This is a genomic window from Janthinobacterium sp. PSRC1-1 (assembly GCF_049897525.1).
Lineage (GTDB): Bacteria > Pseudomonadota > Gammaproteobacteria > Burkholderiales > Burkholderiaceae_D > Janthinobacterium > Janthinobacterium tructae.
Map to the genome: position 1 here is coordinate 1 of NZ_JAFCWK010000003.1, position 20,263 is coordinate 20,263.

Below are 20,263 nucleotides of genomic sequence, written 5' to 3' on the forward strand. Positions count from 1 at the left end.
AGGGTACGTTCCGATATATTACTCACCCGTTCGCCACTCGCCACCAGAGCAAGCTCCGTGCTGCCGTTCGACTTGCATGTGTAAGGCATGCCGCCAGCGTTCAATCTGAGCCAGGATCAAACTCTTCAGTTTAATCTCTGTTTAATGTCATTTCTGACAGGTCGGACAGTATCACTACCATCCAAATCTTTTGCATTGCAAAAGATTTGCTCACTCAAAAAACTGACAGGCTACTTCCGAAGAAGTATCCTATTTCATTATTTCTTGTGAACATTTGATATTTTAAGTTAGACGCCAATCCGAAGATTGACGCTGCACTTACATCAAATGCCCACACTTATCGACTGTTAATTGTTAAAGAACGGTATTCGGTGCTACTTTCGCGCTATCGACAAAGCGTTGTGTTTGTCAGCTGCGAAGAAGGAAGAGTATGAAGCTTTTTCAGCATTTCGTCAACCTTCTTTTTTTCCCACTTTACTCAGCATTTGCATGCATCGTTCAGCGAGGGAGCGAATTATAGCCCTGCCCCGCGCGCGCCGCAAGGGCTATTTTTCTGCTGCGGCCTCCACTCGCCGCCCAGCAAGCCTGGTCTTCACTTCAAGCGCCTTTTTGTGCAGCCTGTCGCAATCGACTGGCGCACTTCGTGGTCTTTAGGCACAGTGGCAACATCAGACTCTGACGCTACTCAACAAGGGGTTAAACTTGCCCGCTGCGTCGATTAACTCTTGTACTTGAAAGTGCCCCCATGCTTCCGATTTCCAACCTGCCCCAATTGCTGAAAACCATCCTCGCTTGGGTGCAACGGGCATTCGACGCGACGACAACCTGGGTTACCCAACTGTCTTGGTGGAAATTTTTCCTGTTCGCGGCGCTGGCCCTGATCGCCGGCTCCATTTTGCAAGATGAACTGTTCTCGTCCAGCCCGGACGAAGAAGTGGTCATCAAGTCGCATAAACGCAGCAGCAAGGGTACGGGCGAAACCAATATCCTGATCGACGATACCGGCATCCATTTCAACCCTCGCAACAGCAAGAACCGGCGCAGCAGCGCGGCCGACGCGGCCAGCGAGCCGGCCGACGCCGCCGAGGCGGACGCCCAAGCCAGCGCCGTGCCACCGGCGCCACCCGAGCCGCCCGCCGCCCCGGCCAAGCCCAGCTATCCGGTGACCACCAATGCGTCAGGCGAAGAAGTCCATATTGAATTGCCACCGCAAATCGGCGAAGAGCTGTCGAATGCCATCGAAGAAGCGGTCGATGATGCTGCGGAGCAAAAAGTGTCACGCTACCACCAGCAGGCGTCCACCTGGTTCAAGAGTTTTGTATCCTTGCTGGTGCTGGCCCTGTTCGCCATGAAAGCCCTGGTGGGCGGCAAGAAACGCGCCGAAGCGGAAACGGTCACGGCGAATGAGGCGGCCGAACGCGAATCCATGCAGCGCCAGCTCAGCGAAGCGAAGATGCAGATGATGCAGGCGCAAGTCGAGCCGCACTTCCTGTTCAACACACTCGCCTCCGTCGAACACTTGATCCAGGTCGATCCGCCGCGCGCGGCCAAGATGCAGCGCAGCCTGATCCAGTATCTGCGCGCCGTGCTGCCGCAAATGCGCGACAACGCCCTGATTACCAACCTGGGCCGTGAAGCGGACATGGTGCAAGCGTACTTGAACCTGCTGAAAATGCGCATGGAAGAACGCCTGACCGTCGACTTCCAGATTCCCGACGGCCTGCGCAGCGCCGCGTTCCCGCCCATGATGCTGCAATCGATGGTGGAAAATGCCATCAAGCACGGGCTGGAAGTCAAGCCGGAAGGCGGCACCCTGCGCATCGTGGCCGAAGTGGCGCACAGCAAGCTGCGCGTGATCGTCACCGATGACGGCCTGGGCTTTGGCGTGGTGCCCAGCGATGGCACGGGTCTGGGTTTGCCCACCATCCGCGAACGCCTGAAGCTGCTGCATGGCGACCAGGGCAGCCTGACCATCACGCCCAACCAGCCCAGCGGTGTGTGCGCCGTGATCGAAGTGCCCTATCAGCTGTCTAAATAAGACAGTTGATAAAAACGCTAAATCATTGAATAATCAATCTTCGCCTGTTCACACTTGAGACCTATGCCTACCGCTATTATTGCCGACGACGAAAGACTGATGCGCGACCAGCTGCGCCTGCGCCTGGGCCAGGCCTGGCCTGAACTGGAAATCATTGGCGAAGCCAAGAATGGCGACGAAGCGATCGAACTGGTGGAGCAACTCAAACCGGACTTTGCCTTCCTCGATATCCGCATGCCGGGCAAGACGGGCATGGAAGCGGCGCAAGTGATAGGCAGCAAGACGCATATCGTCTTTGTCACGGCCTACGATACCCACGCCGTCGAAGCCTTCGAGCGGGGCGCCGTCGATTATGTGCTCAAGCCGCCCGAGCATGAGCGCTTGCTGGTGACGGTGGAGCGCCTGAAAACGCACTTGAACAAGCCTGCGCTGGACGTCAACAGCAGCGTGACGGCCATGCTGTCGCAACTGGCGGAGAAAATCACGGCCAAGCCCACCTATTTGCAATGGATACAGGCCAGCATCGGCCAGGACTTGCGCATGATCCCCGTGGAAGAGATATTATTTTTCCGTTCGGACGAGAAATACACCTGCGTGCAGACCGCCAAGTACGAGGCACTGATCCGCAAGCCCGTGCGCGATCTGGCCGAAGAGCTCGATCCTGCGCTGTTCTGGCAAATCCACCGCGCTACCCTGGTCAACGTGAATGCCATCGAAGGCGTGACGCGCGACATCCGCGGCCGCCACCTGGTACTCATCAAAGGCAAGTCCGACAAGCTCGAAGTGAGCCGCAGTTTCTTGCACCTGTTCAAGCAAATGTAAGGCCCTCGCCGCCGCCCGGCCCATGCCGGCGCGGCGCCTTGATCTCTTCCTCCCCCCTTCCTGCGCCACATCAAGCCGCGCTGCCCCAGCAGGCATAGGCTACATGAAGTCCCGTCCATCATTCCTGCCCTGCATTCGTTCACGTTCGCAAGGAGAAGCCCGTATGCCCGACCGAGGCAGTCCCACACTGCTGCGCATCCTGCCGCTGGGCATGGCGGCGGCGCTATTGCTGTGCTTGTTTCCTCCGCTGAAAGCCCGCCGGCAACGGCAGGCGCGCGGGCAAGCCATCATCGACAGCGCCAGCGACGCCATCATCAGCATCGATAGCGGGCAATTCATTCTGCATGCGAACGCGGCGGCAGCCAGATTGTTCGACGACACGCCGGCCGGCATGCGCGGCAGGCGCCTGGGCCAGTATATCCTGCGCGACTTGCGCACCCTGGGCAGTCTGGGCCAGCACGAAGGCGATCCGCCGTTTGGCGACATCAGCCAGGAGCTGCGCCTGACGGGCCGGCGCGCCACCGACTACACCCTGACGGGACGGCGCAGCGATGGCGCCATGTTTCCCCTCGAAGGCTCGCTCTCGGCCATGCAAGAAGACGGCCATAGCGTATTTACCATCATCGTGCGCGACATCAGTGCGCGCCAGCAGATGCATGAACAGCTGGCCCGCTCCTTTTCGCAATTGCGTGAATTGTCGAGCGCTCTGCAATCGATCCGCGAAGAAGAGCGCAAGCATATCGCGCGCGAACTGCATGATGACCTGGGGCAATTGCTGGCCACCCTGCGCGGCGACCTGACCCTGGTGCGCCAGCACTCGGACACCACCGGGTCCCTGCAAGCGTTGCTGCAAAGCATGGACGGCTTGCTGGTGACGGCCATCACTTCGCTGCGGCGCATCGCCAGCAACCTGCGTCCGCGCGCGCTCGATGAAGGAGGTTTGTATTTCGCGCTGCAAAAATTGCGCCACGACTTCCTGTTGCGCCGCGCCATCCATTTTGACCTGCTGGCCGACGAGGCCGACCTCGTGCTCGACGATGCGCGCAGCACGGCCATCTACCGCATCGTGCAAGAAGCGCTGACGAATATCGCGCGCCATGCCGAGGCCAGCCACATCACCATCGCCCTGCACCGCATCGATTCCTCGCTGGCGATCACCATCCAGGATGACGGCCGCGGCATTGCCGAACATGACCTGGAAAAAGCTGCGGCCCTGGGACTGCTGGGCATGCGCGAGCGGGTGTGGGGCTTGAACGGCAGCATCCATATCGGCGCCGATAGCGAGCTGGGCGGCACACGCATCGACATCTCGCTGCCCATGCATGCCGAGGCGGCAGAAGCCGCAACGCAATAAAAAAGGCGCCCGCAGGCGCCTCCACTCCATCACATGGAATGATGCTTAGAATTTGTGTGCCAGGCCGATCTGGTACGAAGTCAGCGACTTGACGCGCTCGCGGCCAGCGTAAGCGTACACGTCGGTACGCTTCGACAGGTGGTAATCGTAGCCGACGCCGAATTCCTTGATGGTGTCCTGATCCTTGACCTTGTTGTTGCTTTGCTCTTGCTTACCGTACGACACTTTGGCATCGCCGCCGCCAACCGTGTAGTTCAGGCCGATCAGGTAGGACTTGAATTCGCCGTTGGCAGCCACCTTGGTGTCGCCTTTCGAGTAGGCGGCCGTGATCTTGGCCGGGCCGAATTTATAGCCGCCACCGATGGACCACAGGTCAGGCTTGGCGGCCGTTGCCGTTGCTTGCACGGCTTTCTCGTAGCCGGCGTGCAAGCTGATCGGGCCATTGTCGTAGGTTGCCAGGCCGATGACGCCTGCGTCAGCGCTGTTGACTTCGCTCAGTACGTATTGCAGGCTGCCCACGAAACCTTCAAAGCTTGGGCTGTTGTAAGTCACGGCATTGTTGACGCGCGACGAGCCGACGCCCGAACGCAGCAGGGTTTCATTGTTCTTGCCGACCACGCCATAGGTGTTGAATGGGTCGACGCGGGCGATGGTGCCATCGACCAGATTCTTGGTGCGGCCCAGGATGGCGGTACCGAACGCGCCTTTCAAGCCCACATACGCTTGACGGTCGAACAACACGCCTTTTTGCGCGCCGGTGTCGGCCAGGAATTCACTTTCCAGGTTGAAAATTGCGGACAGGCCGCCACCCAGATCTTCCGTACCCTTGAAACCGAGGCGCGACGCATTGTTTTCGCGTTGTACCGTCGGCTGGCCAGTGGTCTTGGCGATACCAAGGTCAACCAGACCATACACGGTAACGTTCGATTGTGCTTGCGCCGTGGCTGCTGCGAAGGTACCGATGATCAATGCTGCCAGAGTAATTTTTTTCACTTGAGATTCTCTACATTAGGTTGGACAAGTTGAGCTGCTGCTGAGCTGCTTAGCTGCTGAACCGAATCATGCCCACGAAATACTTCAACAATATGACATCGACAAGATGTTGCTTTTTGGCACAACACCGTGTCACATAAAAACAACAGGCGAAAAAAAACCGCCCGCAGGCGGTTTGTCTTGCCGCGCCGGCCTTACTTCAGGCGGCAGCTCAGCAGCCAGTAGTATTCCAGGCGCTTCATGCGGATTTCACGGGCCGAGTGGGCAAACTTCTTGCGCAGATGACTATCCGACGGGAAATTCTTCAGCACTTCATAGCGCTCGCCCGCCTCCGTCGTGCGGAACTGGTGGGTATTGCCCAGCAAGTCAGTGCGCGCGATGACCGTGCTGCTGCCGTCGACATAGGAATTGTCGATCAGCACCAGCAGGATGTCCTTGCCCAGCTTGTTGCGCAATTGCTTCAGGTATTTGTCCTGGTCTTCGCGCTTGACGTGCGACCACCAGAAACCGGCGAACACGGCCGTGAACTTGCCCAGCAAGTCATCGGGCAAGTTGAATGCGTCGAGCTTGGCGAAGGTGACGTTGTCGGGCAAGCCGCGCGCTTGGGCCAGCGCCAGCATTTCATCGTTGATATCGGTGGCCAGCACGGACTCGGCCGACTCGGCGACCACGTCCGTCCAGTAACCGGTACCGCAGGCCAGTTCCAGCACGGTGTGGCCTTCGAGCACGTCGGCAACCTTGTCGCGCAACACTTCCAGGTCTTCCTGGCGTTCGGGCTTGTCATAGACGCGCTCGTACTGCTGCGCGATGGTGGCGTAATATTTGGCAAGCTGATCGGTAATCATTGTTTCTTCTCTTCTTAAATAATCTTGGCCAGGCACATCGCCCGGCCGACTTCATGCATTGTTATAGTTCGTAGTGCTCTTTATCACCGCTCATCGCCTGCTCAATGAGCTTGCGGTTCAGGGTCGGCGTCAGCAACTCGATAAAGGTATAAATATAGCTGCGCAAATACGCGCCCTGCTTGACGGCCACGCGCGACACATTCATGCCGAACAGGTGGCCGACAGGGATGGAGCGCAAGCCTTTGTCGCGTTCGGCATCAAAGGCCATACCCGCTATGATACCAATCCCCATGCCCAACTCGACATAAGTCTTGATGACGTCGGCATCGATGGCTTCCAGCAAGATGTCCGGCTTCAGGCCGCGCAGCACGAAAGCGTGGTCGATCTTGTTGCGTCCGGCAAACGCGCTGTCATAGGTAATCAGGGGGAAGGCAGCGATTTCTTCCAGGGTCACGGACTTCGATTTGAGCAGCGGATGGTCGACCGGCACCACCACCACGTGCTCCCATTGATAGCAGGGCAAGGTAATCAGGCCATCGATGGCGGCAATCGATTCCGTGGCGATGGCAAGATCGGCCTGGTCGCGCTGCACCATCTCGGCGATCTGGCGTGGGTTGCCTTGCAGCAAAGATAAGCGTACCTTGGGGAACTTCAGCATGAAGGCTTGCACCACCTTGGGCAAGGTGTAGCGCGCCTGCGTATGCGTGGTGGCAATGGTAAAGCTGCCGCTGTCCTGCGCCGCGAATTCCTTGCCGATGCGCTTCATGCTGTCGATTTCCTGCATGATCAGCTCGACCGATTCCAGCACCAGGCGGCCCGGCTCCGTCAAGCCGCGGATGCGCTTGCCGTGGCGTGTAAAAATATCCACGCCCAGCTCTTCCTCCAGCTCGATGATGGCTTTCGATACGCCCGGTTGCGACGTAAACAAGGCCTTGGCGGCATCCGTCAGGTTATAGTTCTGACGAACCGCTTCGCGCACGAAGCGCAGTTGATGGAGATTCATTGCTGGTTTGCCCTAGATTGCCGTAATTTACCGAGTTTCCGCCCTACCCATGATTTTGCGTTCATGCATATACGCATATCGCATATAAGCAAATGCGTACTAAGTAGTTTGGAATAAACACTAAGTTTATTACTATTGCGGGTACTTTGGGGGTGCAAGCATGACTTTGTCTTATATAGTCTCAGGATTTGCCGTAGGATTACTCGTAGGAATGACCGGCGTGGGCGGCGGCTCGCTGATGACGCCGCTGTTAACCCTGCTGTTTGGCGTACCGCCTTCCGTGGCGGTGGGCACCGACCTGGCGTTCGCCTCGATCACCAAGAGCGCCGGCACCCTGACGCACCGCCTGCGTGGCACCATCCGCTGGGATATCGTCAAGCGCCTGTGCATCGGCGCCCTGCCTGCCGCCGTCGTCGCGACCCTGGCGCTGAAATCATTCGGCACCCTGTCGCCGGAAATCGGCCAGATCATCCGTTACTCGATCGCCGCCTCCGTGCTGCTGACCGTCGTGGCGCTGATCTTCAAAGGCCGCATGCTGGCCTGGATCAACGCGCACCCGGAGAAACAATTACAAGGCAACAAACTTGCCGCCGCGACCATCATCGCCGGCGCCGTGCTGGGCGTGCTGGTAACGGTCTCGTCGATCGGCGCCGGCGCCATCGGCGCGACCTTGCTGGTGATGCTGTATCCACGCATGACCTCGGCCGAAGTGGCGGGCACCGATATCGCCTATGCCGTGCCCCTGACGGCCATCGCCGCCCTCGGCCACTGGTGGCTCGGTTCCATCCACTGGGAATTGCTGGCCTCGCTGCTGGTCGGCTCCCTGCCCGGCATCACGCTCGGCTCCTGGGTGGCCCGCTCCGTGCCGGAAAAGTTTTTAAGAGTGCTGCTGGCGATGACCTTGACCGGCGTGGCAATAAAGCTAATCTATTAAAGACAAGAGCAGTATCCAGAACATCATCCCAGGCAGTCTTCCAGTACCCCGGCTTTTTTAGGAATTGATATGTACCATTACGATCAGTACGACCACCTCATCATCAAAGAGCGCATCGCCCAGTACCGAGACCAGGTTGCGCGCCGTATCGCCAATGAACTGACGGAAGAGGAATTCATCCCGCTGCGCCTGCAAAACGGCCTGTACATGCAACGCCACGCCTACATGCTGCGCATCGCCGTGCCGTACGGCTTGCTGTCGTCGACGCAGATGCGCATGTTCGCGCACATCGCGCGCAAGTATGACCGCGGCTATGGCCACTTCACGACGCGCCAGAACATCCAGTTCAACTGGATTGAACTGGAACAGACTCCCGATATCCTGACCGACCTGGCTTCCGTGGAAATGCACGCGATCCAGACATCCGGCAACTGTATCCGTAATACAACATCGGACCCGTACGCCGGTGTCGCCGCCGATGAAATCATCGATCCGCGCCCGTACGCGGAAGTGTTGCGCCAGTGGAGCACCTTCCACCCCGAGTTCATCGCCCTGCCGCGTAAATTCAAGGTCGCCATCAATGGCGCCGAGGAAGACCGCGCCGCCATCGCCGTGCACGACATCGGCTTGACGGCCGTGCGCAACGCCGCTGGCGAGGTGGGCTTCAAGGTGATGGCCGGCGGCGGCATGGGCCGCACGCCGATTCTGGGCAGCGTCGTGCGCGACTTCCTGCCATGGCAGCATTTGCTGACCTACATCCAGGCCATCATGCGCGTGTATAACCTGCACGGCCGCCGCGACAACAAATACAAGGCGCGCATCAAGATTCTGTTGAAAGCCATCGGCGTGGAAGAATTCACGCGCCAGGTGGAAGCGGAGTGGGTCGACTTGAAAGATGGTCCGGAAACCTTGACCACTGAGGAAATGCAGCGCGTGGCGGACTTTTTCAATCCGCCCGCCTACCTTGCCCTGCCGGAACTCGACTACAAGGCCGAACACGCGGACAACAAGGCATATGTGAACTGGCTGGCGCGCAACGTCAAGCCACACCAGCGCCCCGGCTATGTGGCCGTGGTGCTGTCGCTGAAAAAGACGGGCGTGCCACCGGGCGACGCGACGGCCGAGCAGATCGACTTCGCGGCCGATCTCTCCGACCGCTACAGCTTTGGCGAACTGCGCGTGACGCATGAGCAAAACCTGGTGCTGGCCGACGTGGAGCAGTCAAAACTGTTCAAGCTGTGGCAGGAAGCCAAGGCGCACGGCCTGGCCACGCCGAACATCGGCTTGCTGACGGACATGATCTGCTGCCCCGGTGGCGATTTCTGCTCGCTGGCGAACGCCAAGTCGCTGCCGATCGCGGCCGCCATCGCGGAACGCTTCGACAGCATCGACTTCCAGCACGACATCGGCGAGATCGAACTCAATATTTCCGGCTGCATCAATGCCTGCGGCCACCATCACGTGGGCAGCATCGGCATCCTCGGCGTCGACAAGGATGGCAGCGAATGGTATCAAGTGTCGATCGGCGGCGCGCAAGGCAACAACGCGGCCATCGGCAAGATCATCGGACCATCGTTCTCTTCCCTGCAGATGCCTGAAGTCATCGGCCGCCTGCTGCACGTCTACGTGCGCGACCGCCACGAAGGCGAGCGCTTCGTCGACACGGCCCAGCGCCTGGGTCTGGCGCCGTTCAAGGAACATGTCTATGCAACGCCGATCACGGTCGGCAACCTGGTGGGAGAAGACGAATATGTTTGAAGTACGCGAAGAAATCATCAAGAACGCCGCCGTGGTGCCAAATACCTGGGGCTTGCTGCGCCTCGATGAAAACGACACGCCGGAAACGGTCGTCGTGCCTGCCGGCAAGGTCATCGTACCGCTGCCCGTGTGGCAAGCCCAGCGCGACACACTGGCCGCGCGCCTGCCCGACATCGGCGTCTGGCTGGCCAGCGACGAGCGCCCGGAAGAACTGGCCGCCGACGTGGCGCAACTGCCCGTCATCGGCGTGGACTTCCCGAAATTCACCGATGGCCGCGGCTATTCCATCGCCTTCAACTTGCGCGCCCGCCTGGGTTTCCAGGGTGAATTGCGCGCCATCGGCGACGTGCTGCGCGACCAGCTGTTTTCCATGCACAGGGTCGGCTTCGACGCGTATGCGACGCGTCCGGACCGCAGCATCCATGACGCCCTGAAAGGTTTATCGGTCTTTTCGGAAACCTACCAGGCCTCGTGGGATCAGAAATCGCCGCTGTTCCGCCGCCACCAGCGCGAAGGCCAGAATCCTGACCTCGACAACGCAGCTGGCATCTGAGGCCCCATCATGAGCGATTTGACTTCTTTGATTGACGCCACCGAGCAAACGCTGACACGCATCGCCGCGGAGTTTTCGCCGGCCGTGTTCGCGTCCAGCCTGGCAGCCGAAGACATGGTGCTGACCGACATGATTCTCAAGGCGAAGCTGCCCATCGGCATCTTTTCCCTGGAAACAGGCCGGCTGCACCAGGAAACCCTGGCCGTACTCGACAAGGTCAAGGCCCGCTACGACCACGACATCACCCTGTACCGCCCGCAACCGGAAGCGGTGGCGGCCTACGTGGAACAGAACGGCCTGAACGCGTTCTACAACAGCGTCGAGATGCGCCGCGAATGCTGCCGCATCCGCAAGGTCGAGCCCCTGGGCCGCGCCCTGGCCGGCAACAAGGCGTGGGTGACGGGACAACGCCGCGCCCAGTCCACCACGCGCGCCGAATTGCACGTGCAGGAAGACGACGCGGCACATGCGATGACGAAATTTAATCCGCTGGCCGACTGGTCCGAGCAGGATGTGTGGGACTATATCCGTGCCAACGACGTGCCCTACAACGCGCTGCACGACCAGGGCTACCCATCCATCGGCTGCGAACCGTGCACGCGGGCAGTGCAACCGGGCGAAGATGTGCGCGCCGGACGCTGGTGGTGGGAAAACCCGGACTCCAAGGAATGCGGCCTGCACATGGTGGACGGCAAACTCATACGCATCAAATCCGTGGCAGCCTGAACAGAAACAATAGACTCAGCAGAACAAGAAAGCACCCATATGAGCAATATTTTGAACCAGCGTCACCTCGACAGCCTTGAATCGGAAGCCATCCACATCCTGCGCGAAGTGGCGGCCGAATCGGCCAACCCCGCGCTGCTGTTTTCTGGCGGCAAGGATTCCGTCGTCCTGCTGCGTTTGGCCGAAAAAGCCTTCCGCCCAGGCAAATTTCCATTCCCCCTCGTGCACATCGACACGGGCCACAACTTCCCGGAAGTCATCACGTTCCGCGACAAGAAAGTGGCCGAACTGGGCGAGCGCCTGATCGTCGGCTCCGTGGAAGAGTCGATCCAGCGCGGCACCGTGCGCCTGCGCAACCCGGCCACGGATTCGCGCAATGCGGCGCAAGCCGTGACCTTGCTGGAAACGATTGCCGAATACAAATTTGACGCCTGCATCGGCGGCGCGCGCCGCGATGAAGAGAAGGCCCGCGCCAAGGAACGCATCTTTTCCTTCCGCGACGAATTCGGCGCCTGGGACCCGAAAGCCCAGCGCCCCGAATTGTGGGATTTGTATAACACGCGCGTGCATCCCGGCGAAAACATGCGCGTCTTCCCCATCTCGAACTGGACCGAACTGGACGTGTGGCAATACATCGCCCGCGAGCAACTGGAATTGCCGCCGATCTACTTTGCGCACGAGCGCCAGGTGATCCCGCGCAACGGTTTACTGGTGCCGCTGACCGATCTGACGCCGCCACGCGAAGGCGAAACGGTGGAAACGCAAGTCGTGCGCTTCCGCACCGTGGGCGATATCTCGTGCACCTGCCCCGTCTCGTCGGATGCGGCAACGGTCGACGCCATCATCGCCGAGACGGCAATCACGCAAATCACGGAACGGGGCGCCACCCGCATGGATGACCAGACTTCCGAAGCCTCGATGGAAAAACGCAAGAAAGCAGGGTATTTCTAATGAACGCAGCAATCTCCAACACCACTCTCACCGACAGCGTTGAACGCGGCATGTTGCGCTTCATCACGGCCGGTTCCGTCGATGACGGCAAGAGCACCCTGATCGGCCGTTTGCTGTTCGACAGCAAGGGCATCTTCGCCGACCAGCTCGACGCCATGTCGCGCTCCAAGCACAAGCGCACGGTGGGCGACACGGTCGACCTGTCGCTGCTGACGGACGGCCTGGAAGCGGAACGCGAGCAAGGCATCACCATCGACGTGGCCTATCGTTATTTCGCCACGCCGAAACGCAAGTTCATCATCGCCGACACGCCGGGCCATGAACAGTACACGCGCAACATGGTCACGGGGGCGTCCACCGCCGACGCCGTCATCATCCTGATCGACGTGTCGAAAGTCAAACTCGGTGACGATGGCAGCGTGGAATTGCTGATCCAGACCAAGCGCCACTCCACCATCGCGCACTTGCTGCAGATCGAGCACGTGGTCGTCGCCGTCAACAAGATGGACCTGGTCGACTACGATGAGACGGTATATAACCGCATCATCGCTGCCTACCGCACATTCGCCCAGTCGCTGGGCTTGAAGGACATCACGCCGATCCCGCTGTCGGCCCTCACCGGCGACAACGTCGTCGAACGCGGCGACAAGCTGGGCTGGTACACGGGCCCGACCCTGATCGAGCTGCTTGAATCGCTGTCCGTCTACGACGAATCGCACGACACGCCATTCCGTTTCCCGGTGCAGCTGGTGGCGCGCCACAATGGCCACGAAGCGAACGACTTCCGCGGCTACATGGGCCGCATCGAGGCGGGCAAGGTCAGCATCGGCGACACCCTGGTGGTGCAGCCATCGGGCCAGACGGCCACCGTCAAGGATATCGTCACCCTGGACGGCTCGCTGAGCACCGCCGTGGTGGGCCAGTCCGTCACCCTGCTGCTCAATGAATACCTCGATATTTCGCGCGGCGACCTGCTGGCCGGAGCGGACCGCCCCGCCACCCTGCTGAAACAGGTGGTGGCCGACGTGTGCTGGCTGTCCGAAGACGCGCTGGACCTGCGCCGCAAGTACTGGATCAAGCACGGCACGAAACAGACGGCGGCCAAAGTGACGGCGATCGAGTCGATCCTCGACATCAATACGCAGCAGCGCCATCCGGCCGAAGGCTTGAAGCTGAACGACATCGCCCGCATCAGCCTGAACGTGCAGCAGGCGCTGGCAGCCGACGCGTATGCCGATATCCGCGCCACGGGCGCGTTTATCCTGATCGATGAAGTGACCCACCAGACCGTCGCGGCGGGAATGATCCGTCTCGACTAAGGAAAGCAAGCACCATGAACAACTCCACATCTCTCCCCGGCAAGGTCTATTTGATCGGCGCCGGCCCCGGCGCGCAAGACCTGATGACCTTGCGCGGCGCGCGCCTGCTGGCGCAAGCGGACGTCGTGCTGCACGACGCGCTGGTGACAAGCGAGATGCTGGAGCTGTGCCCGCAGGCGCAAAAGATTCTGGTCGGCAAGCGCTGCGGCCAGTTGTCGACGGCGCAGGCCTTCATCAACAAGCAACTGGTCGACAACGCGCGCAAGCATGCGGTCGTGGTGCGGCTGAAAGGGGGCGACCCCATGCTGTTCGGCCGTGCCGACGAAGAGCTGCGGGCGCTGGAAGAAGCGGGCATCGCCGTCGAAGTGGTGCCCGGTATTACCACGGCCCTGGCGGCCGCCGCCGCCACCTTGCAGCCGCTGACCAAGCGGGGCGTGTCGCGCAGCGTGGCCTTCTTTACCTCCAGCACGGCGCCGGGCGAACCTGAGCAGACGCGCATTCCCGACTGCGATACCCTGGTGCAATACATGGGTGGGCGCGAAGCCATCGCCACGGCGCAGCGCCTGCTGGCGCAGGGCCGCCGTGCCGACACCCCGGTAGTGGTGATTGAAAACTGCAGCCGCCCGGACCAGCGCATCGTGCGCCTGCCGCTGAGCACCCTGGCGCATGGCCTGGGCGACACCCACGGCCCCGTGCTGGTGATGCTGGGCGACGCCATGGCCATGCGCGCGCACCAGGCGATCGAAGATGCGGCTGCTGTTCTGGCGCGCCATGCCTGAATAAATACACCGTATTTTACCGACTTTAAAGTCAGTAACCGACGTCTTCAAAAGAAACATGATACGATGCACCCGCATCTTTTCTCGAGAAGTTATTGCGTAATAGCAATGAAATTCCCGCTACACCCCGCCATAGCGCTTGCTGTGCGGCCTCCCCGCTGACGGGAACCGCGCAGCAGTCTCCCCGAAAAAAGCTGCGCCCGCAGGCTGCAATACCGCGCCGCGCAACTTTAGCCTTACGATCACACATGAATTTCACTTCCATGCGCGAAGCCCTGACTTCGCTCAGCCGCAGCAATGCCGGCGTCGCCAGCGCAGTACTCCTGAGCATGGCAGCCTCCATCGCCCTGTGGACGGTGTTCCCGAATATCGACGATGAAAACCATTTACTGGAATGGTTGCAGGCGCTGTTCCTGGCCCTGGCCTGTACGGTGCACGGCGTGCGCGCGTGGCAAGAGCCTGACCGCCAGTCCCTGCGTTTCCTCATGCATGCGGGCTTGTCGGCCCTGCTGTTCGGCTTCCTGCTGCGCGAACTCGATATCGACCAGTTCGGCACGGCGCCCGCGTGGGCGCAACTGGAAAAAGCCCTGCGCGTGGTGGAATTGCTGATCCTGATACGCGTGCTGATCTTTTTTGCGCCGCGCGCGCGCAAGGTGTTTGCCCTTGCGCCGCGGATTTTCAGCATGCGCATCACCATCCTGACGGCCATCGGCGGCTTGCTGATGGTCGCCGGCTGGCCCTTCGACAAGAAGGTATTTCATGGCATGCCGGACGCCTATGCGCTGCTCGGCGAAGAAGTGCTGGAACTGGGCGCCTATCTGCTGCTGTTCCTCGCTTCGCTGTCCGACACCACGGCCGCCGCCCGCATCAGCCTGGCGCCCCGGAAGAAAGCGGCTTAACCGTCTTCAGGTTTCAAACGAAGATGGCAGCGGCAGCAGCCGCTGCAAGGTCGCGGCCACGCGCTGCAGGCGCGGATCGTCATCGTCGGCCTCGTCGCAGGTATCGTTGATGCAGAAAAACGGCAAACGGCCGAAACGCGCCGCCAGCTCCTCAAGCTGCTGCGGCGCATCCACATCGCCGCTGGCGATATGCAGCGGGTCGAGCATGTGCGAGCGCGCCAGTCCCTGATGCACCATCCAGCGCGGCACCAGGTCGGGCAGCAGTGCCGGCACCTGCCAGGAACGGAACACCGTCGCGCGCACGCTGGCAAACATGGCCGGCGCCAGCCCTTCCAGTGCTTGCAGCGCGCTTTTCAGCATGGGCCGCGGCGCATGCGCATACAGGCGCGGTTCATGCCGGTAATCGGCGTACTGCGCCGACAGCCATTGCCGCGACAGGGTGGCGCAATTGACGGGCGCCGCCACGTCGGCGCGCAAGCCCTGCAAATCGGGCTGCAGCGCACTCTCCGTAAACACACTCAGACGCCCCTCCCCTTCCGCCCCGAACCAGAATGCGGGCTCGAACGGCGCGCCAAAAAATACGTCGTCGTTCAGGTACAGGAAGCGTTCGGACAAGCCGGGAATATGGTGCAGGTACGATTCGATATGGCCGGAGTCGAACACGGGCAGGGAGGCGCCGGGCATCAGGCTGGCATGGTCGATCACCGTCAGGCGCGGCGAGGCGCGCAGCCAGTGTGGCACTTGCCGGTCCGTCAGCAGGTAGATGTGTCCGTGGCCGGGGAAGAAGCGCTCGAGCGCGCGCAGGTTGTAGCGCAGTTCGCCGTTGTCGCGATAGCGCCCCGCCACGTTGCCATGCAGGGCCAGTTGGCCGGGATGCGCCTGCGCCCAGGCGGCATAGGCGTGCTGCCGGCGCGTGCGCCAGGCGGGATCGGCGCCGTCAACCCACAGGTAGACGATGTCGATGCCGCTCAAGGGAGAATGCTGGAGCCTGGCGCCGCGACGCAGTAATCGGCGATGGCGGCCAGTACGCTGGCGTTCTCGCCCACCGCCTCGACCACCTTCAGGCGTAGTGCCGGATGCTGCTGGCGCAGCTCTTCCAGCAACAGCGGCAAGTCGCGCAGCACATGCCCGCCCTGCCCCAGGAACACGGGCACCACGGTGATGTCCAGGATGGCGCCGGCGGGCAGCTCGGCCAGCAGGGTCGCCACCAGCTCGGGCAGGCGCGGCGTCATCAGCTCCAGGAAGGCCAGGTGCACGCTGGTGCCGGGCATGCGCGCCTGGGTCAGGTCGCGCAGGCGCTCGAAGGGCGCGGCCCACGATGCGGCGCGCGCGCCATGGGCAAACAAGATCAGTGCCTGTTGCACGTTCGTCTCCATTAGTGTCTTTCCACCCACCACAAGGCGCCCAGCGCCAGCAGCAGATACAGGGTGCTCGGCGCCACCGCCGTCAGGAAGGCCGGCCAGGTGCTGAGCAGCCCAAGATGCGAAAACAGCGTGTTGACCAGCATGAAGCTCACGCCGATCATGATGCCGATGAAGATCTTCAGGCTGATGCCGCCGCTGCGCGTGTGCATGTAGGCGAACGGCAGCGCCAGCGCCATCAACACGAAGATGGCCAGTGGATCGATCAGCTTTTTCCAGAAAGCGATGCGGAAACGCTCGGTTTCCTGCTTGTTCTCGGCCAGGTGGCGCGTGTACACGGCCAGTTCGCTGGCCGACATGCGCTCGGGATCGGAAGCCGACACCGTCAGGATCTTCGGCGTCACTTCCGACGTCATGTCCTTGCTGGCGCTCTGTACCGTACGCACCAGGCTCGTTTCCTGCCCAAAGTAGTTCGCCAGCTTCGGTTCGAAGCCGGGCGAGGTCGCCGCGCTGTTCGAGAACGAGGTTTCCGTCACATCGGTCAGGCGCCAGATATTATTGCCCTGATATGTCGCCCCCTTGGCCACGGTCAGGGTGCGCAAACGCATATCGGTATCAAATTCATACAGCTTGACGTTTTTCAGCTGGCCGTCCGGACGCGCTTCGCCCACATTGAAAAAGCGCGAACCGGTGACGGTGCCCGTCAGGCCGTCGCTCTTGACCATGTCCTTGGTCCACAGGCCCGAGCGAAACTCGCTCGACACGGCCGCACCGCGCGACGTCAGCTTGAGGCGTTCGGCCAGCGGCTCGGTGCGCGGCGTGATCAGCTCACCAAAGATGAAGGTGATGACGACGAAGACGATACCGATGCGGAACAGGAAACCGGCCGCCATCGCCGTCGACATGCTCGAGGCGCGCATGATGGTAAATTCGGAACTGGCCGCAAACTGCGCCATCGTGTAGATCGTGCCGATCAGTGCCGCGATCGGCATCACCTCGTACACATGCCCCGGCACCAGCACCAGCACATACAGGAAGGCATACTGGATGGTGTAGCCGTTGCGGCCCACCTTGGGCAGCTCGCCCGTCAGGTCGATGAAGGCTTGCAGTGCCAGGAAGGCCAGCAGCACGAACAGCACCGCCTGGAATATCGAGACCGCAAAATAGCGCTGTAAAATCTTCATTTCGATACCGCTTTACTTGGTTTGCCGGCGCGGCGCGCGCGCTTGAAGGACGCCAGCAGGACCAGCGGATGATAGCGGTGATTCACATTCAGGCGCCACGCAAACAGCGCCACCACGGCCAGTGCCGCCAGCAGGTGCAGCGGCCACCAGGCCAGACCGAAGGTCAGGCGCCCCTGTTTCACGCTCGCTTCGACGACCTTGATCAGATTGCTGTAGGTGAAGAAAATCAGCAGGGCCACGATCAGGTTGGCGGAACTGCCGGCGCGCGGATTGACAAAGCCCAGCGGAATGGCCAGCAGGATCAGCATCAGGCCGATCAGCGGCGCACTGACGCGCCACAGCAATTCAGCCATGGTGTAGGGATTCGGATCGGCGATGAGCGCCATGGTGCTCATCGCGCGCACGCCCAGTTCCGCGCCCAGTTCCTGCTGCTTGCTCTCGATGCGCATGATGTACTGTTCGAATTCCATGGTCTGGAAGTCCGCCTGCGTCGGTACGCCCTGGTAGCGGCGGCCGCTCTTGAGCACCAGGAAGCGTTCGCCCTTGGCGTCGGTATTGATCACGCCTTCTTTGGCGACGACGACGACGGCGCTGCCTTTTTCATCGACGGTATTGACGAAGACGTTTTGCACCACATTCTTCTCGCCGCTGACGCCCTCGACGAAGAAGATGCGGTTGCTGCCGGCCGATTCGCGGAACTGGCCCGGCGTGACTTTCTGCAGGTCTTCGCGCTTTTCAAAGCGCGCCACATATTCATCGCTTTTCTTTTGCGCCCACGGCGTGGCGTACAGGCTCAGGACGCCGGTGGCCAGCACCAGCGGCAGGCCGAAGCTGAGCACGGGCCAGATCCAGCGCGACAGGCTCAGGCCGGAGGCAAACCACACCACCATCTCCGACTCCTTGTAGCTGCGCGTGACGACCATCAGCACCGAAATGAAACCGGTAAGGATGATGATGGTGGGCAGCTGCATCAGGGCGGAAAAAACCATCAGCGACATGACGTCGGCCGACGCAATCTTGCCGCCCGCCGCCTTGCCGAGAATACCGATCAGCATCCAGGTGAGCAGGATGCTGAATAAAACAGTGAAGGTGGCCCCGGCGGCACTAGCCAATTCACGTCGAAGGGCACGTTGAAAGATCATTCGGAGTTTATAATTCGGGTCAGTTAGTTGAGTAACACGTTACTAGTAAATGAAAACGGAGAACCAAATGGACTTTAGCATAAAAGCATTCGATACCAAGAGCACCCTCGGCACGGCCAAAAGCGGATGCATCGCGGTTGCGGTATTCGAAAACAAAAAACTGTCGCCAGCGGCAAAATCGCTGGACAGCAAGGGTGCGATTTCGGCTGCGCTGAAGTCCGGCGACATCAGCGGCAAGCCAGGCAGCACCTTGCTGCTGCGCGCAGTCGATGGCGTCGCCGCCGAACGTGTTCTGCTGGTAGGCATGGGCAGCGATGAAACTGTCAGCGAAAAAAGCTTCGCTACCGGTGTACAAGCGGCCCTCAAGGCTTTCGGCTCGCTGGGCGCTGCGGACGCCATTATCGCATTACCGCTGACGGAAGTGAAAGAGCGCGACGTAAATTGGGCAATCCGTTGCGTGGTGCAAGCCGCCCACGACAGCGAATACCGCTGCGACTCGCAAAAAAGCAAAAAAGATCCGGCGCCAGCAGGCGTGCGCAAGATCGTCCTGGCGGCGCCGGCGACAAGCGCCACGCGCGGCGCGCTGGCGCAAGCCATCGCCATTGCCAACGGTTCCGACCTGACGCGCAAGCTGGGCGACCTGCCTGCCAACGTCGCCAACCCGACCTACCTGGCCAACACGGCCAAGCAGCTGGCCAAGGATTACAAGTTTGAAGTCGAAGTGCTGGACCGCAAACAGCTCGAAGCGCTGAAAATGGGCAGCTTCCTGTCCGTCACCAACGGCAGCGAACAGCCGCCAAAATTCATCGTCCTGAAGCACATGGGCGGCAAAGCCAAGGATGCGCCAGTGGTCCTGGTTGGCAAGGGCATCACCTTCGACACGGGCGGCATTTCGATCAAAGCCGGTCCTGGCATGGATGAAATGAAGTACGACATGTGCGGCGCCGCCTCGGTACTGGGCACCTTCCGCGCCATCGGCGAAATGAACCTGAAGCTGAACGTCATCGGCGTCATCGCCGCGTGCGAAAACATGCCATCGGGCCGCGCCACCAAGCCGGGCGACATCGTCACCTCGATGAACGGACTGACCATCGAAGTGCTCAATACCGACGCCGAAGGCCGTCTGGTGCTGTGCGACGCGCTGACCTACGCCGAACGCTTCAAGCCGGCAGCCGTGGTCGATATCGCCACCCTGACGGGCGCTTGCGTCGTCGCCCTGGGCCACCACAACAGCGGCCTGTTTACGCGCAGCGATGCGGCGCATGACCTGCTGGCCAATGAACTGCTGGCAGCGGGCAAACAGTCGAGCGACACGGCATGGCGCATGCCGATCGAAGAAGCCTACAACGAGCAGCTGAAGTCGAACTTCGCCGACCTGGCCAACATCGGCACGCCAGGCGGCGGTTCGGTGACGGCAGCGGCGTTCCTGGAAAACTTCACCAAGAAGTACACCTGGGCGCATCTGGACATCGCCGGCACGGCATGGAAATCGGGCGGCGCAAAAGGCGCGACCGGCCGTCCAGTGCCGCTCTTGACGACGTTCCTGATCAACCGGGTCTAAATTGATGCCTTGCCGGTAGCGCCCTGCGCTATCGGCGTCGC

The 20,263-nt window shown here is 60.9% G+C and carries 19 protein-coding genes and 1 rRNA gene; 12 read left to right on the forward strand and 8 right to left on the reverse strand.

Features of this window, described 5'->3' with window-relative positions:
• Positions 1-132 (reverse strand): 16S ribosomal RNA (locus ACP7DW_RS06470); the annotation flags it as partial.
• Positions 133-745: 613 nt separating this feature from the next.
• On the opposite strand from ACP7DW_RS06470, the gene ACP7DW_RS06475 reads away from it, so the two are divergent.
• The 3 genes from ACP7DW_RS06475 (at position 746) to ACP7DW_RS06485 (ending at position 4,214) form a co-directional block, all read left to right on the forward strand.
• Positions 746-2,038, forward strand: a complete 1,293-nt coding sequence (locus tag ACP7DW_RS06475) for a sensor histidine kinase (protein ID WP_426054850.1) — start codon at positions 746-748, stop codon at positions 2,036-2,038.
• A gap of 63 nt (positions 2,039-2,101) precedes the next feature.
• Positions 2,102-2,860, forward strand: a complete 759-nt coding sequence (locus tag ACP7DW_RS06480; protein ID WP_096234411.1) for a LytR/AlgR family response regulator transcription factor — start codon at positions 2,102-2,104, stop codon at positions 2,858-2,860.
• Between the two features lie 163 nt (positions 2,861-3,023).
• The gene (locus ACP7DW_RS06485) at positions 3,024-4,214 is read left to right on the forward strand and encodes a PAS domain-containing sensor histidine kinase (RefSeq protein WP_426054849.1); all 1,191 of its coding nucleotides are present in this window, start codon (positions 3,024-3,026) and stop codon (positions 4,212-4,214) included.
• A gap of 45 nt (positions 4,215-4,259) precedes the next feature.
• Here the strand turns inward: ACP7DW_RS06485 and ACP7DW_RS06490 are convergent, their stop codons facing one another.
• The 3 genes from ACP7DW_RS06490 to ACP7DW_RS06500 all read right to left on the reverse strand — a co-directional run bounded on the left by ACP7DW_RS06490 (position 4,260) and on the right by ACP7DW_RS06500 (position 7,055).
• Entirely contained in the window at positions 4,260-5,207 is a 948-nt protein-coding gene (locus ACP7DW_RS06490) for a porin (protein ID WP_141172201.1), read from the reverse strand.
• Positions 5,208-5,401: 194 nt separating this feature from the next.
• Positions 5,402-6,052: a class I SAM-dependent methyltransferase gene (locus tag ACP7DW_RS06495; protein WP_426054848.1), complete on the reverse strand. Its 651-nt coding sequence runs from the start codon at positions 6,050-6,052 to the stop codon at positions 5,402-5,404.
• A gap of 61 nt (positions 6,053-6,113) precedes the next feature.
• Positions 6,114-7,055, reverse strand: coding sequence for a CysB family HTH-type transcriptional regulator (locus tag ACP7DW_RS06500; protein ID WP_071078844.1), 942 nt, complete (start codon positions 7,053-7,055; stop codon positions 6,114-6,116).
• A 160-nt stretch (positions 7,056-7,215) separates the two neighbouring features.
• Here ACP7DW_RS06500 and ACP7DW_RS06505 point away from each other — a divergent pair, with 160 nt between their 5' ends.
• The 8 genes from ACP7DW_RS06505 (at position 7,216) to ACP7DW_RS06540 (ending at position 14,974) form a co-directional block, all read left to right on the forward strand.
• A complete protein-coding gene (locus tag ACP7DW_RS06505; protein WP_096234406.1) occupies positions 7,216-7,989 on the forward strand; it encodes a sulfite exporter TauE/SafE family protein in 774 nt (257 codons plus the stop codon).
• A gap of 69 nt (positions 7,990-8,058) precedes the next feature.
• Positions 8,059-9,747 (forward strand): nitrite/sulfite reductase, encoded by a 1,689-nt coding sequence (locus tag ACP7DW_RS06510; protein WP_096234405.1) that lies wholly within the window; start codon positions 8,059-8,061, stop codon positions 9,745-9,747.
• Positions 9,740-10,300 (forward strand): DUF934 domain-containing protein, encoded by a 561-nt coding sequence (locus tag ACP7DW_RS06515; RefSeq protein ID WP_141172198.1) that lies wholly within the window; start codon positions 9,740-9,742, stop codon positions 10,298-10,300. Before ACP7DW_RS06510 ends, ACP7DW_RS06515 begins: the two co-directional genes overlap by 8 nt.
• Before the next feature lie 9 nt (positions 10,301-10,309).
• The gene (locus ACP7DW_RS06520) at positions 10,310-11,026 is read left to right on the forward strand and encodes a phosphoadenylyl-sulfate reductase (protein WP_426054847.1); all 717 of its coding nucleotides are present in this window, start codon (positions 10,310-10,312) and stop codon (positions 11,024-11,026) included.
• A gap of 9 nt (positions 11,027-11,035) precedes the next feature.
• Positions 11,036-11,977 (forward strand): sulfate adenylyltransferase subunit CysD, encoded by a 942-nt coding sequence (cysD, locus tag ACP7DW_RS06525; RefSeq protein ID WP_426054858.1) that lies wholly within the window; start codon positions 11,036-11,038, stop codon positions 11,975-11,977.
• Positions 11,977-13,296: a sulfate adenylyltransferase subunit 1 gene (locus tag ACP7DW_RS06530; RefSeq protein WP_426054846.1), complete on the forward strand. Its 1,320-nt coding sequence runs from the start codon at positions 11,977-11,979 to the stop codon at positions 13,294-13,296. The genes cysD and ACP7DW_RS06530 overlap by 1 nt, the downstream gene beginning before the upstream one ends.
• 14 nt (positions 13,297-13,310) lie before the next feature.
• Complete coding sequence (gene cobA, locus ACP7DW_RS06535; RefSeq protein WP_426054845.1) at positions 13,311-14,075, forward strand: uroporphyrinogen-III C-methyltransferase; 765 nt, start codon at positions 13,311-13,313, stop codon at positions 14,073-14,075.
• A 248-nt stretch (positions 14,076-14,323) separates the two neighbouring features.
• Positions 14,324-14,974 carry a hypothetical protein gene (locus ACP7DW_RS06540; protein WP_426054844.1) on the forward strand — a complete coding sequence of 217 codons (651 nt, stop codon included), beginning with the start codon at positions 14,324-14,326 and terminating at the stop codon, positions 14,972-14,974.
• Positions 14,975-14,980: 6 nt separating this feature from the next.
• On the opposite strand, the gene ACP7DW_RS06545 is transcribed toward ACP7DW_RS06540, so the two are convergent.
• The 4 genes from ACP7DW_RS06545 to lptF are packed head-to-tail and all read right to left on the reverse strand — an operon-like array spanning position 14,981 to position 18,661.
• Positions 14,981-15,946: a stealth family protein gene (locus tag ACP7DW_RS06545; protein WP_426054843.1), complete on the reverse strand. Its 966-nt coding sequence runs from the start codon at positions 15,944-15,946 to the stop codon at positions 14,981-14,983.
• Positions 15,943-16,350 carry a sirohydrochlorin chelatase gene (locus tag ACP7DW_RS06550; RefSeq protein ID WP_282406248.1) on the reverse strand — a complete coding sequence of 136 codons (408 nt, stop codon included), beginning with the start codon at positions 16,348-16,350 and terminating at the stop codon, positions 15,943-15,945. The genes ACP7DW_RS06545 and ACP7DW_RS06550 overlap by 4 nt, the downstream gene beginning before the upstream one ends.
• Complete coding sequence (gene lptG / locus ACP7DW_RS06555; protein WP_096234398.1) at positions 16,350-17,519, reverse strand: LPS export ABC transporter permease LptG; 1,170 nt, start codon at positions 17,517-17,519, stop codon at positions 16,350-16,352. Before lptG ends, ACP7DW_RS06550 begins: the two co-directional genes overlap by 1 nt.
• Positions 17,516-18,661, reverse strand: coding sequence for an LPS export ABC transporter permease LptF (gene lptF, locus ACP7DW_RS06560; protein ID WP_426054842.1), 1,146 nt, complete (start codon positions 18,659-18,661; stop codon positions 17,516-17,518). Before lptF ends, lptG begins: the two co-directional genes overlap by 4 nt.
• Before the next feature lie 67 nt (positions 18,662-18,728).
• On the opposite strand from lptF, the gene ACP7DW_RS06565 reads away from it, so the two are divergent.
• Positions 18,729-20,222, forward strand: coding sequence for a leucyl aminopeptidase (locus ACP7DW_RS06565; RefSeq protein WP_298413756.1), 1,494 nt, complete (start codon positions 18,729-18,731; stop codon positions 20,220-20,222).
• The last annotated feature ends 41 nt before the right edge of the window (positions 20,223-20,263 follow it).